This window comes from Pseudomonas sp. 31-12 (assembly GCF_003151075.1).
Classification (GTDB): Bacteria; Pseudomonadota; Gammaproteobacteria; order Pseudomonadales; family Pseudomonadaceae; genus Aquipseudomonas.
In genome coordinates, this window is the sequence record NZ_CP029482.1 from 3,744,512 (window position 1) to 3,758,162 (window position 13,651).

13 protein-coding genes and 2 pseudogenes are annotated in these 13,651 nt (G+C 52.3%); 10 read left to right on the forward strand and 5 right to left on the reverse strand.

The window, feature by feature from the left end; all coding sequences use genetic code 11:
* Nucleotides 1-324: 324 nt before the first annotated feature.
* From DJ564_RS17570 to DJ564_RS17590, 5 genes and pseudogenes are all read left to right on the forward strand, one after another.
* Nucleotides 325-477, forward strand: a pseudogene (locus DJ564_RS17570) (thiol-disulfide oxidoreductase DCC family protein); the annotation flags it as partial.
* A 134-nt stretch (nt 478-611) separates the two neighbouring features.
* A pseudogene (locus DJ564_RS17575) lies at nt 612-1,916 on the forward strand (IS66 family transposase); the annotation flags it as partial.
* 681 nt (nt 1,917-2,597) lie between these two features.
* Nucleotides 2,598-2,774 (forward strand): DUF3606 domain-containing protein, encoded by a 177-nt coding sequence (locus DJ564_RS17580; protein WP_109631914.1) that lies wholly within the window; start codon nt 2,598-2,600, stop codon nt 2,772-2,774.
* 562 nt (nt 2,775-3,336) lie between these two features.
* Complete coding sequence (locus DJ564_RS17585) at nt 3,337-3,543, forward strand: hypothetical protein (RefSeq protein WP_109631916.1); 207 nt, start codon at nt 3,337-3,339, stop codon at nt 3,541-3,543.
* Between the two features lie 118 nt (nt 3,544-3,661).
* Nucleotides 3,662-3,853, forward strand: a complete 192-nt coding sequence (locus DJ564_RS17590; RefSeq protein ID WP_109631918.1) for a hypothetical protein — start codon at nt 3,662-3,664, stop codon at nt 3,851-3,853.
* A gap of 38 nt (nt 3,854-3,891) precedes the next feature.
* Here the strand turns inward: DJ564_RS17590 and DJ564_RS17595 are convergent, their stop codons facing one another.
* Nucleotides 3,892-4,722 (reverse strand): CHAD domain-containing protein, encoded by an 831-nt coding sequence (locus DJ564_RS17595; RefSeq protein ID WP_109631920.1) that lies wholly within the window; start codon nt 4,720-4,722, stop codon nt 3,892-3,894.
* Between the two features lie 324 nt (nt 4,723-5,046).
* Between DJ564_RS17595 and DJ564_RS17600 the strand changes: the two genes are divergently transcribed.
* Nucleotides 5,047-5,313: a hypothetical protein gene (locus DJ564_RS17600; RefSeq protein WP_109631921.1), complete on the forward strand. Its 267-nt coding sequence runs from the start codon at nt 5,047-5,049 to the stop codon at nt 5,311-5,313.
* 639 nt (nt 5,314-5,952) lie between these two features.
* On the opposite strand, the gene DJ564_RS17605 is transcribed toward DJ564_RS17600, so the two are convergent.
* On the reverse strand, nt 5,953-6,366 hold the full coding sequence (locus DJ564_RS17605) for an arsenate reductase ArsC (RefSeq protein ID WP_109631923.1): 414 nt from the start codon (nt 6,364-6,366) through the stop codon (nt 5,953-5,955).
* Between the two features lie 63 nt (nt 6,367-6,429).
* Nucleotides 6,430-7,203: a ParA family protein gene (locus DJ564_RS17610; RefSeq protein WP_109631925.1), complete on the reverse strand. Its 774-nt coding sequence runs from the start codon at nt 7,201-7,203 to the stop codon at nt 6,430-6,432.
* 380 nt (nt 7,204-7,583) lie between these two features.
* On the opposite strand from DJ564_RS17610, the gene DJ564_RS17615 reads away from it, so the two are divergent.
* Nucleotides 7,584-7,805 carry a hypothetical protein gene (locus DJ564_RS17615; RefSeq protein ID WP_109631927.1) on the forward strand — a complete coding sequence of 74 codons (222 nt, stop codon included), beginning with the start codon at nt 7,584-7,586 and terminating at the stop codon, nt 7,803-7,805.
* 361 nt (nt 7,806-8,166) lie between these two features.
* On the opposite strand, the gene DJ564_RS17625 is transcribed toward DJ564_RS17615, so the two are convergent.
* Nucleotides 8,167-9,036 carry a CHAD domain-containing protein gene (locus DJ564_RS17625; RefSeq protein WP_371921928.1) on the reverse strand — a complete coding sequence of 290 codons (870 nt, stop codon included), beginning with the start codon at nt 9,034-9,036 and terminating at the stop codon, nt 8,167-8,169.
* A gap of 175 nt (nt 9,037-9,211) precedes the next feature.
* Between DJ564_RS17625 and DJ564_RS17630 the strand changes: the two genes are divergently transcribed.
* A complete protein-coding gene (locus tag DJ564_RS17630) occupies nt 9,212-9,499 on the forward strand; it encodes a hypothetical protein (RefSeq protein WP_109631931.1) in 288 nt (95 codons plus the stop codon).
* Nucleotides 9,500-9,575: 76 nt separating this feature from the next.
* Here DJ564_RS17630 and DJ564_RS17635 read toward each other — a convergent pair whose 3' ends face one another.
* Nucleotides 9,576-9,809: a hypothetical protein gene (locus DJ564_RS17635; RefSeq protein WP_109631932.1), complete on the reverse strand. Its 234-nt coding sequence runs from the start codon at nt 9,807-9,809 to the stop codon at nt 9,576-9,578.
* A 254-nt stretch (nt 9,810-10,063) separates the two neighbouring features.
* Here DJ564_RS17635 and DJ564_RS17640 point away from each other — a divergent pair, with 254 nt between their 5' ends.
* Together DJ564_RS17640 and DJ564_RS17655 are read left to right on the forward strand one after the other, a co-directional pair.
* Nucleotides 10,064-11,950 (forward strand): pyruvate kinase, encoded by a 1,887-nt coding sequence (locus DJ564_RS17640; RefSeq protein ID WP_109631934.1) that lies wholly within the window; start codon nt 10,064-10,066, stop codon nt 11,948-11,950.
* Nucleotides 11,951-12,531: 581 nt separating this feature from the next.
* A complete protein-coding gene (locus DJ564_RS17655) occupies nt 12,532-13,563 on the forward strand; it encodes an IS110 family transposase (protein ID WP_109631938.1) in 1,032 nt (343 codons plus the stop codon).
* Nucleotides 13,564-13,651 lie beyond the last annotated feature (88 nt).

A 13,651-nucleotide genomic window follows, 5' to 3' on the forward strand; every position in this document is an offset into this window, starting at 1 on the left:
GTCCGCATAGGCAGCTTGATATGGACAAGAAACGTTTCTGTTATCGATCAGGCTGCCATTGTGAGTGCTCTGGGCGACCTTCCCCCATCCAGCCACGCTACGTCCTGCTCCGTCCAGATGTGATACTCGGGCCTAGAGCCAGGCTCCTCCGGGACACGGCTGCTAAGCTGATCCACAATTTCTGATGCATGAATTAGCAATCCGCGCTGGGTCAATTTTCAATCGGCAGGGTCGGTCAGTTTTCAATCAGCGCCAACATGACGGCCATTGTCAGTCGGTTTTTTTCGGCCTATCTTATACACAACCTATACAAGAAGATCCGTCATGCACAAGAAAGAGCAGTGGCCACTCACGCTTTACTTTGACGGGGAATGCCCGCTATGCGCTCGGGAAATCAAGTTTCTGAACCAACGCGCCAAGGACGCCCGACTGCGATTTGTTGACATCGGCAGCGATGAGTTCGACGCAATGGCCTTGCGCATACTGCGGGTTACCGATGTACTTCGTACCCGATAACGACAGGCAACGGTTCGATATCGAGTGCGAGCATTGCCATAAGGTCAACATAGTGAGTTGAAAGTTTGGGCAACGGGCGTTTGGTACACAGGATTATCGCGGCCATTGAGGCCGAGCTGGAGGCGCTGCAAGCCACGCCCGTGTCGACCGAGAGCAAGCAGAAGCCTAAGCGTACCGCGTTACCACCGCTGTTCCCGCGTACTCTGATCCACCACGAACCGGATAACACGCAGTGCACCTGCGGCTGCGCCCTCAAACGCATCGGCGAGCATGTCAGCGAAAAACTCGACTACACGCCGGGCGTATTCACCGTCGAACGTCATATCCGTGGCAAGTGGGTCTGCGATGACTGCGAAACGCTGATCCAGCCTCCGGTACCGGCACAGATCATTGACAAAGGTATCCCCACGGCCGGTCTGCTTGCGCAAGTAATGATCGCCAAGTACGGTGATCATTTGCCACTGTATCGCCAGGAACAGATCTTTGGCCGGGCCGGCTTGGCCATTCCCCGCTCAACTCTGGCGCAATGGGTCGGCACCTGCGGTGTGCAGCTGCAACCGCTGGTCGATGCCTTGCGTGAGGTGGTACTCGGTCACAATGTGGTACACGCGGACGAAACCCCGGTGCAGGTGCTCATGCCGGGCGCGAAGAAAACCCATCGCGCCTATGTCTGGGCCTACTCCACCAGCGCGTTTGCCGATATCAAGGCGGTGGTTTACGACTTCACCCCAAGCCGTGCGGGCGAACACGCTCGCCGCTTCTTGCAGGGCTGGAAGGGCAAGCTGGTATGCGACGACTTTGGAGGTTATAAAGCCAGTTTTTCACTCGGGGTGACCGAAATCGGCTGCATGGCTCATGCCCGACGCAAGTTTTTTGAGCTGCACGCCACCAACAAAAGCCAGCTGGCTGAACAGGCTCTGCGCTACATCCAGGTGCTCTACGAAATAGAGCGAGAGGTTCGCGACCTGGAGCCGGATTTACGCCGCCGAATACGGCAAGAAAAAGCCGCACCAGCGATGGATACGTTGCATACCTGGATGATCGCCCAGCGCGAGCGCGTGCACGACGGAGTGGCTATAGCCAAGGCCTTGGATTACAGCCTGAAACGCTGGATGGCATTGTCACGCTATCTCGATGACGGTGCGGTGCCTATTGATAACAATCACATCGAGCAACAGATCAGGCCGTGGGCTCTAGGACGCAAGAATTGGTTCTACGCAGGATCGTTGCGCAGCGGTCAACGTGCGGCGGCGTTGATGAGTCTGATCCAATCGGCCAAGCTCAACGGACATGATCCGTACGCCTATTTGAAGGACGTACTCCAGCGGCTGCCAACGCAACGGGCGAGCGAGATCGCTGAACTGTTGCCGCATAGTTGGATGCCGTTACGCAACCTGTAACGCCCGTTCGCTTACGTTGCTTACGTTGCTTACGTTGCTTACGTTGCTTCCGCATAAGTGGCAGCCGGTTTAATTACGCAAGACGGGATGCCCGGAGCGCTTACAAAGTGAGTTTGTGGACCGAAGCATGCTGTACACCGGCATCTCACGATCAAAGCGACTGGCGTTGATCCTAAGTACCCAAGAGATTGTGCAACAGGGCGTAGCTAGGCCGAACCGTAGTGACACCTTGTGCGTTGGCTTCTCGATTTGATTTTGATGGTCATTTCTTAGACCACTACAGTATTGTCAAAAAAATCACGGAGTGTCTGCCTGTGCGAAGCACGGGTAGAAACCGTTCTATTTATTAACAACACACTAACGAGCGAAGCGATCAGCCTTGGATATGGAAGTGGTTAGGCTCTGCCTGACCGCTTCCCAAGCCCCTCGGGCGGCGTAGAGCAGGGTCTGGGGCAGCGCCCCAGGGTATTGCTGCTCTAGATTTTGTTGGAATTCCCCCCTATTTTTTGATCCGAAGACGGTTTTTGACTAAGATCTCGATATAGGCGCTATTTAGTTACAAATAATATTAACTTGTTAGTCACTATTGATAGTAACATTTTTTGCATCACTGAATTGTAAAGCTGGCACCCCATACTCGATTCGTTGCATCACGCATCTACCATTTTTTAGGAGAAACATATGTCCGACAACAAAAACATTACAAGCCCATTAGATACTAGGCGCATTGATGTAAATGATCCGAACGAAGTGCGTAACTGGTGCAAATCCATTGGCTGTACTGAATTACAGCTGTTAAGGGCTGTAAGAGCCGTAGGCACATGGGCCAGCGATGTGAAAGTTCATCTAAACAAGTAACGCTCCTATTGACGAGCCTCTCCCTATACGGTGGAGGCTCGTCTGGCCGTAAAATCTAGACGATCATCTACTAGGCTGCTGCGATCTCGTTTTGCGAGAATCAAAGCCCCATCCCGCATCGACGAATAGCTACACCGCCTTTCAAGGTAGTTGCCGCTTCAACCGTCTGACTTACAGAAAACTCTTTGTATTGAATAGTTACCATCAGGCTCATCCAATAGCTAAGTAGTAGAGTCAAAACGATGAAGCTTAGGATTGGTTAGAAACGGCGCGTCAGTTTTTATTCTTTTACATACACTGCCGCGGTGGGTGGACGGAATGTCGTGGCGAGAGAGCGAAGAGAACCTCTTCAAGTGGGCAAGCGAATTGCGCGATAGACTTCACAGTGGACTCTATCTGGCGATGGCCTCACGCCGGGTCTAGATTGCTGGCGGCAGGCAGCGCCCGCTGGGCATGCTCCTTGTACAAAAGGCAACGGTGACTGGTCTGCGGTTGTTGGCCAAGCAGGCGCGCATGCCCCCAGGCAGCTAACCTTTTCTTTTTACCTCAAGGAAATTTTGCCATGTCAGCTGACTCTCAACTTCATGACGTGCTCGAAAAGCTCCATGAAAACCAGCTCGCGCTGGCCGACGCCATTGAGTCGATAGGAATGTGGATAGATCAGAGAGGTTCCACTGGAGTTTCCAGTCATGTCCTTGGAGCCATCGCCACGCTCGACCTGAACGCCGAATGCATTAGGAATGGTATCGAATCATTGAAGAATCAGTGAGATGACAACGAACGAACGAACGAACGAACAATGCAAATGACGGTGCTGTGAAGCGATTTACTGGCTTTGTAGGCTGTGCATTGGCAATGACCCACCCCTTAATCATAGGAGTTTAATCGTGCTGATCAGTATCGAAGAAGCGGACAAATACTCTGAAGGTATTGTCGTCATCGGCGCTTGTCGCGTCAGATTTCGTAAGTATGCGGAGGCCGAAGCCTTCGTTGAAAGGCTGAAACAACGTATAAATGCGCCACATACATTGCCTATCACTATCCACCGACCTTTAGCAGGCCCGCCTTTCAAAAGATGACTTCCAACATATCGTCATCATATTGCAACTATTGCACATCAATATTTACGTTGCTCCTCGCTTGTTCTTTTTTTCTGCTGCCACTTTAGGCAGCTTTTTTTGCCTGAAAAATTTGGCAGCGAATGTGTCAGGTCTACCAATTGAGTTTCTGCTTTTTCAAGGGCGGTTGCCGCAGAAGACAACCAGGCCCGCACCAGCGGCTGCAAGTCGGTTTCGACCTGCGCTTTTTGACACCATTGATAATGATCATGCCAAGAACCCAATGCTGATTGCAGCTCCTTCAGCGATTTAGCTGTATGTCTCGAAAAGGGCGATAGCTCGGGAAACGCTTCGGTCAGATAACGGGTTCGCTTGACAAGTATTCTCAATTCGTGACGGTCAAATTGAGTGTCATCCACGGCTGTATGTAGCCTATCAATCTGTTTTTGAAACGTTTTCTTAATTTTTTGCCGAGCATGGTTCAAATCGCCATTGATTTCAGCCATACGAAAATTAGTCGGCCAATCATCCAGTTGAATCATCAGCGTCTTGATTGTCGAGCCATTAACAATTCTGGAGTAGCTTGAAACTAAGCGAGACTGCCTGGATTGCGCTTGCCTTGGAAAGCCTCTTTCTTCGAGTTCCTGAATCATCACCTCCAAATCGCGGGTCGGTGTCGTCAGCCTTCCGACCTCAGTCGCTGCATCGCTCAACGCTGTGACTTCATTCATTGACCGAAACGGCCTCAACAAACTTCTGATACGTCTGATGGCAATCCTTAGATCGTGCAACGCTTCATCGTCGGTTCTGGATTCCAAGCGAGCGAGCGCGTGATACACGGCGACCTGAAGGGTCAAAATTTCTGCCACGAACCTATCTACAAATGACATTCAGTGAGGCTCCATTGAGAGACTATGCGCTGAGATTAGCAGAGGCCGAAAGCTGCACCATGCACCTCTCAGGGATCATGATTGCTTGCCAGCCGGCTGCACCTCTTAAGAGTCAATCAAGCTTACGAAATGAGCACGCCCAGGACTCACTGTGTCGCCAACACGGTAATCTTGCCTACTACAAAGCGTGCTGACTGTGGCTTACAATCAGGTTTCAGCTTTAAAGCGGATGCTTGCCTCTTTAGCATCGAGTCCTGATCAATGATCAAAATCACTCCAGCTCAAATAGAATCCCGACAATATTGCCCCCCAAGGATCTTAGCTATGCACTCAACGCTGGATGTAGTTCGCGCTCAAATGCAGGAGGCGGAGCCGATATTGAAACGACTTGATGAGGAGCTTGAAGCTATTAACTTTGACCCAACTGTCCCTTCAAGCGTCGACGCAGCCACCGAGAAGGTCACAGCAATTATAGATACGCTGCTGGCGAGCTTTAAGGCAAACCCGATACTTGGCCCGTTAGCCGACCAACTGAAATATCAATATCTCGACTCGATTCAACACCAAGTTGCTTCAGCTCAAGAAGAATGAAATTCAAAGCTAACGATTATTTGTAGTTAGCCTGAAGTTCTCTAACCTTCGATCATCTCAGCCAGCAAGACCTGTCTACTAGAGGCGTGAGGTGGAAGGGCGATTGCTTTTCTTACAGCCTCTACATCTTCCACCAGAATCACCTGAACCTGCGCACGCGTGACTGCGGTGTAGATGAAAGTGCGATCCTGCACTCGTGCCTTACCGGTACGATTGCTCACCTGCCAACGCAGCGGGCGAGTGAAATCTTGCAGTTGCTTCCGCATAAGTGGCAGCTGGTTTAATCACGCAAGATGTGATGCCCGGACGCATACCTTGAAAGGGCTGAAGAAAGCACAGGGATAGCCACTTGTTCTGGATGACCGCTATGGGTCGATTTTGTTGAAAAAGTCGGCCATGGTTTCCACGGCAGAAAAGTACGCGCTTGAGATTAAAATCTTTACTTCGAGCAAAGGAATTCCGGGCTCAGATTTTGCGTAGCGGCGCGCAAAAAAGGCGTTTTCAGCGGTCGGTATTCGGGCAGTCTGGAAGGACCGACTTTTTCAACAGAATTGGTCGGTTGCCGTCCTTCGCGACAAGCAAAAATCGGCCAAAAGCAGCAGTCCAGACGCTCCCAGGAAAGTTTGGATAGATTTAGCTTCACTGTCTGGTTTTGACGGTGATGAACATTTTGATCCGGTCGTGAATTTCCTGGAGAGCATGACGAAAAGGCTCATGCCTCTCACTGATCGTCGGATCTTCAAAGCTCCACGCTATCACCTCGCCGGAAGATGGCATCCGAGTTGCCTCCTCGGACGATTTATCACACAGAGTGATTACGTAGTCGAACTGCTTCCCCTCAAGCTCTTCGATTGCCTTACTACGCAGCCCCGTGTGGTCTACGCCGATATGATCGAGAGACTCCAAAGTGCGTGGGTCGATCCCATTGGCCGCAAGGCCAGCGCTAAAGGCTTCGAAGTGCACCGAGTCAGTATGTCGAAGAAGTGCTTCTGCCATGAGTGAACGAACGTCATTTTTTGCGCAAACGAACAGCACTCGAAATTTGTCAGCCATGACTTTCTCCCCCAATCTCAGTCTGTTGAACCAGTAAGCTTAGTCGACGGGAAGCCGCCCCGTTTAGGACTGGCTTTCAAGCAAGCTGAACAGCGCCGCGAATTGCCGGGTTAGCTTGTGTTGCGGTTCCAGATAGATCAGCGGCCTGCTGGCTTGATGTGACTCACGCATCTTCACCGAACTCATCAGGTACGCTGGCAGCACCGGCATGCTCTCGGCAATCAACTCGTCGAGCAGTCGTTGCGGCAGTGCGTTACGAGTTTGGAATTGGTTAACGACAATACCTTCAACCTCCAACCTCTCGTTATGATCGCTTTTGATCTCCTCGATTTCTCTCAGCACACCGTAAATCGCTTGGCGAGAAAAGCTGTCGCAATCGAAAGGGATCAAACAGCGGTCAGCGGCAATCAGTGCCGAAACACTGTAAAAATTCAGACCCGGCGGAGTATCCATATAGATCCGCTCATAGTCTTCGTCGAGCCGGTCGAGAAGCTTGCTGAGTTTCTGAATTTTGTAGCGGGTCTCCAGCTTGGATTGCAGCTCACCCAGCTCCGACGATGCAGCGATCAAATGCAGGTTATCGAAGGATGTTTCATGAATATTGGCTTGAGCTTTCTTTGATGCGGGCCCTGGGAACAGAGTCTGCTTGAAGAAATCGGCAATCCCAACGGGAACGTCCTTTCCGCTGAGACCAGTCAAATAGTGCGTAGCATTGGCTTGGGCATCCAAATCTATCAGTAAGGTGCGGTATCCTTCGAAGGCACTGATGGCCGCGAGGTTACAAGCGATGCTGGATTTGCCGACGCCACCTTTTTGATTGAACACTACGCGTCTCATGAAATGTCCCAAAATTTATCGTATGTGGACATATCTCTTCCCCTGAGTTTACAGGCCAGCATGATCAGGCCTTTGTATCCTCTCGCTAGCATATCGTACCTGGAGTAATCGATTGCCTTGGCCATTGCGTAGCGGTGTCTCCCGCTTCATGCAGGGCTAGAAGACTCGTTTATCGGGCATTCCAGGCTGCTCTGTAATAGGTGGGCGGGTGATGTATTACCAAACTAGGAGAGCTTACAGACGAGCTGTTCGAGATTGAGCGGCCACTATTTAAGGATGCTGTAGGGCAGCAGTCGGAGTTGGGTTTTGGATAACTGTGATGATCCGCCCCCCCGCCTTGGCGCTGCTAAGCTTTGAGTTCGCCCTGAGGAAATGCCGCCATGCCAGCAAACACTGATTTGCCGGACGTTCTCGAAAAACTCCACGAAAACCAGCTAGCACTTGCCGACGCCATTGAGTCGATAGCGATGTGGATAGACCAGAGAGGATCCACAGGTGTATCAAGTACAGCGCTGGGAGCGATAGCTACACTCGACGTGAACGCCGAGGCCATCAGAACGGGAATTGACTCGCGGAGAAAACCATCGGATGAACCCGATTAACCAATTCGCCATGTCGCTTCCGATTCAATACCCGGATCTCGAAAGGGTACGAGCTTCTCTGACTAGGCTCATAGTGGGCCTGGACCACCACACGAAGGGATTCTAGTGATGCAGATCAGAATCGAAGAAGCGAACACACCCGAAGGCTGGCTTGTCTGGATAGGCGCCTGATGCGTCCAATTTCGCAGCTATGCAGAAGCCGAAGCCTTTGTGAAAAGGCTGGAAGACCGGATAAACGCAGCCCACCCATTGCCGATCAGCATAAATAGACCTGTGTTAGAGAACTCTTAAGACGTTGGCTTCGAAATGGCTACAAATCCGTCATCGTTTTGTAATCTTGCGCCAGTAATACTCAGATCATTCAACGCGTGTTCGTTTCTTCCGCTGCCCTCCAGGCAGCTTTTTTTTTGCCTGATGATTCTGGCAGCAGTTTTGCCAAGCCTACCAACTGGGTCTCTGCTTTTTCGAGCGCGGTGGCAGCGCAACTCTGCCAAACCTTTTCCAACGAACGCAGGTCGGATTCGATCAGCGCCTTTTGGCACCATTGATGATGGTCATGCCAGGCACCCAAAGCCGATTGCAGGGATTTGAGAGAACTCGCCGCTTTACGCGATAGCGGTGACAGATTGGGAAACGCTTCAGTGAGATAGCGCGTTCGCTTGACCAGGATGCGCAACTCGTGACGATCAAACCCAGTGTCATCCACCGCAGCGTGCAAACGGTCGATCTGCTTTTTCAGCGCTTTTTCAATTTGAGGCTGAAGGTGCTTTAAACCGCCGTTGACTTCAACTGAGCGGAAGGTGGGAGGCCATTCATCCAATTGAATGAACAGGTTGTTGAGGGCTGGGCTCTTTAGAATCTTGGAGTAGCTAGACGCCAAGCGTGCTTTTCTGAGCTGAGCCTGACCAGGAAAGTCCCTGTCCTCCAGTTCCTGAATCATCACCTCAAGGTCACGAGCGGGCGTGGTCAGCCTCCCCACTTCCGCCGCCGCATTATTCAGCGCCGCGACTTCGCTCATAGAACGCATCGGTCGGAGCAAGCTCCGGATGCGCCTCACAGCTATCCTGAAATCGTGCAATGCCTCGCTATCAGTCCGCGCCCCCAATCGAGCACGCGAGTGATACAGAGCAACCTCTAGAGCCAATATCTCAGCGACAAACTTGTCTACGAATGACATTCGGTCATCTCTTTGAAACGGTATAGACACGAGCTTAGCAGAAGCATGGATCATCAATTATTGCCTGCGCTTCAGTGTTGCTACGCCATTCGTGACCGGTCACAGGAAAGAACCTCCGACTACAGATGCTCGCATGAAATGTCTGCGCTGGGTCGGAACACATCGGCGAATTCACCAAGTACGAGGCGGTGATATGAGACAATTGGTCATCGTATCCAGGAGGTCGACTATGCATTCTTTACTTGATGAACTTCGTACGCAGATGCAGGACGCTGAACCGGTATTGAAGGTTCTGGACTTGGAGCTGGAAAAAATACAGTTCGATCCATTAGCTCCAGCAAGTGTCGAAATTGCCAAGGCTCAGGTAGACGCACTGATCGAGACTCGCTTGGCAGCTTTCAATGAAAATCCAATACTTGGCCCACTGACTGAGCAACTTAAAACTCAGTATATCGAGGCCATCCAGGAGCAGGTTGAGGACGCGCCTGGCCACGAACAGAATAAAGTTCCAACCTAATCGCGTTAGTGAAAGCGTTCAAAAAATAAACCATGCTGCACCGCGCTACGGCCTCGATTCACTACAAGGTAACCACTTAAGGCAATAACAAGGCTTCGTGGATTTCAATGCTTGGCGACTCGACCGTCATGCGCTGAGTATCAAGCCACTGGCGCATCTTTACGGTGTCGAAAATCTGCCCTTGTTCCATGAGCGTCAGGACGAGCGATTGGGAGACTCGATACCTGCCACAGCGTCCACAGCTTCGCTCTTCCCATCCAGCTTGATTTTCGATGGTGTCGGCATCACCCGCGCATATGAGGCAGCTCATGAGCGTCCTCCTGTCTTGTTATTTTGCTTTGGCAAGGCCCTGCGGCGACGCGCTTTTTGGCCTCTCGCTGCACACTAAGCCACATCCGTGACAGTCGGGAGCGCCCCTGGACCGGTGGCAATGTTTTGTAGAGATAATTGCCACCTGTCGCCTACCTGCCCAAGGAGGAGGAGTACGATCAATGACGTAGGAAAACTGTCATGTCGAGGTTCTAACTTGGATATTTAGGCTTCATTAGGTAGGTGGTTAGAACCATGTCACATACCGAGTCGCACCCCAAGTCGCCAGCACAAAATCCGCGAGTAGCTGACGGCACGAATGAGATGCGAGCAGCACTAAAATCGCTGCTGTTCTTGCGCAGAAAAATGCAGAGTGCAGCAGACTCCGCCATTGACCTTTCACACATCCACCCGGACTACCATTCCAGCGCAGTCAATCTGCTCAGCTACCTGGCCCTTCGACGGCACGATATCCGATTGCCGCAAAAACAGCTGGCTGGATTAGGGCTGTCATCTTTAGGCCGCTGTGAAGCGGATGTTCTGGGTTCTGTTGACCGGATAATTAATCTGCTGCAACGCGTTACGTCGGGTGAAGAGCATTCTGTCCTTCCGGTGATGGCTCCATCGACGGCACTTGATTCATCCTCATTGCTGGATCACGGATTGGCACTTTTCGGTTCTCATCCCAAGGCCAGAGCAGTCCGTATCATGGTGACCATGCCCAGTGGAGCAGCTGACGATTATCGAATGGTAGAAAGCCTGCTTGCGGCAGGGATGGATTGCCAGCGAATCAATTGTGCCCATGACGATCCAGACACATGGCTACAAATGATTGAGCATTTACGTACCGCGAGTAAGAGACTCGGAAAACCCTGCCAAGTGGTTATGGACCTTGCCGGCCCCAAGCTGCGAACGGGGCCCATAGCCCTTCGGCCGCCCGTGATGAAGATCCGGCCAGCGCGTGATTCATCCGGCAACGTGAAAAAGCCAGGCCAGGCCCATTTGATCAGCGATGCGAATCACCTTGGCAACGACTGCATACTGCTGCCACAAAAATGGCTTCGGCATATCGAGGTCGACGATGTGCTGAAGTTTCGTGACTCCAGGGGTTCAAAGCGTGAAATGAGAGTATCTGAAGCTGATGACTTTGGTTGCTGGGTAGAACTTCACAGGACCGCTTACGTCGTGCCGGGGACAGCCCTGAAGCTGAAGGCACCTCGTGGCCGCAAGCCATCGGCGAAGGTCCTGGCAGTTCATCCTCAACCTCAGACAATCAGGCTCCACGAAGATGATCTGCTAGTGCTGTGTCAGGAGAATCTCGAAGGGCTCGCGGCCAGCTACGATGATGACGGCAATCTGATTTCGCCGGCACGCATCAGTTGCAACTCATCGGCCATATTTGAAACAGCGGTGGTGGGTGATCCCATCTGGTTTGATGACGGCAAGATCGGTGGGGTGATCGTCGCCAGACAGACCGATGCGCTAGAGATCAAAGTCCACCATGCCCCTGATGGCGTGAAGCTCAAAGCTGACAAAGGCATAAACCTACCGGCGACCGATCTTAAACTTGGCGCACTTTCCGACGATGACATCACAGCCTTAGAATTTGCCAGCCAACACGCCGACATCGTCGAACTCTCGTTCGCTAACGAAGCGAAGGATGTCACCGCCCTGCTCGGTCATCTTGAGAGGTTGAATTCGAACAGTCTCGGGATCGTACTCAAAATAGAAACCCGCCGTGGTTTCGAAAATCTCCCCGAGCTACTACTGGCAGGGATGCGTAGTCCGCGCCTAGGCGTGATGATCGCGCGCGGCGATCTCGCTGTGGAAACAGGATTTGAGCGCACAGCTGAGTTACAAGAAGAAATGCTCTGCCTCTGTGAGGCAGCACATGTCCCCGTCATCTGGGCCACTCAGGTACTCGAAACCTTAGCAAAAACCGGCGCACCTACGCGCGCAGAGATTACCGATGCGGCCATGGGTGTTCGAGCCGAATGCGTGATGCTGAACAAAGGGCGGCACATCCTCAAGGCCATCGCCACCCTTGATGACCTGCTCAAGCGAATGCAAAACCATCACGACAAAAAGCGAGACATGATGAGGAAACTCAACGTAGCGCGGCTGCCCACACAATTAGGCTGATTTGTACAGCCTCTACCAAGCTGCGCTCAGCCAATTCGAGCAGTAATGTCTTTCGTCTAAGGCCGACAAAGTCGAATGACTGCAATGGGTCGATTCTGATGAAAAAGTCGGCTTCGGTTTTCACGGCAGAAAAGTACGCGTGTGAGATTGAAATCCTGAATCTTCGCAGAGGTTTTCGGGCCGAGATTTCACATAGCAGCGAGCTAAAAAGGCGCTTCCACCGATCAATGTTCCGGCATTTTTGGAAAACCGACTTTTTCAACAGAATCGGTCGTTTTCTGCCCGTCGCGAGAGGCAGAAAACGGCCGATTGTGTTGAAAAAGTCGGTGCTTCCAGACTGCCCGCGTACTGACTGCTGAAAACGCCTTTTTTGCGCGCAGCTACGAGAAATCTTAACCCGGAACCCTCTGCTCAAAGTAAAGATTTCAATCTCAAGCGCGTACTTTTCTGCCGTGGAATCCATGGCCGACTTTTTCAACAGAATCGGCCAAAAGCAATGGGATGGACTCCTCCTCACTTCGGCATCTTGAGTGCCAGACTGAAGGTGCGAACCACAGTCAACAGTGAGAAGGAGTCCACACATGAAGTTTATGCGCATTGGGGTCGACCTGGCCAAGAACGTGTTTCAGATCCACGGTGTGGATTGCCATGAGCAGCCGGTCTGGCGGCAGCGGCTGCCACGTGATCGCTGGCTTCAAACGGTGCTGGAAAAGGTCGAACCTGGTTGTGAGATCGGCATGGAGAGTTGCGGTGGGGCCCATCATTGGGCGCGGCAACTCGAAGCTCGCGGATTTAGAGTCAAGCTGATCGCCCCCCAGTTCGTTAAACCTTATGTCAAAAGCAACAAGAACGACGCGAACGATGCCGAGGCGATCTGCGAAGCGATGAGCCGTCCCAGCATGCGCTTCGTCGCCATCAAGACGATCGAACAACAGGATATCCAGGCGACGCATCGCATCCGGGCCGGCTTAATCGAACAGCGGACGGCCAAAGCCAATCAGATCCGTGGGCTGGTTGCCGAGTACGGCCTCGTTGCACCGAAGGAATTACTGATGCTGCGTCGTGCGATCCCGTGCTGGCTAGAAGATGCGGATAACGGTTTGACGGCACGCTTTCGTCGTCTGCTGGATGGCTTGTGGGACGACCTTCGTGCGCTGGATGAACGCGTATGCAAACTCGACGGCGAGATCACTGCGATCGCGGCAAGCGAGCCGTCCGCCGTCCGTCTTCAACAGCTGCGCGGCGTCGGCCCAATGATCGCCACAGCGCTCGTCGTCGCTCTCGGTGATGCCCGTCAGTTTGCCAATGGCCGACAGTTTGCCGCCTCGCTGGGACTGACACCGAGGCAACACAGTTCTGGTGGTAAGGATCGATTGCTCGGTATCAGCAAGCGCGGTGATGCGTATCTGCGAACATTAATGGTGCATGGCGCACGCTCGGCGCTACGCACAGCCAAATCTAAAGAGGATCGACTCAGCCAGTGGGCCGTTCGTTTAGCCGAGCGATCGCATCCCAATGTGGCCGCTATTGCGCTGGCCAACAAAACTGCACGCATGGCTTGGGCGATGCTGCGTCACGGCACTGATTACCAACCGGATCAGGCAGCGGCCTGATCTATTTACCCGACGTGTTCCACGTGAGAAACAACTCTTAACCACGATTGCAAAGCAACCTGAACTATGGCAAACCGGTCGAACCGGC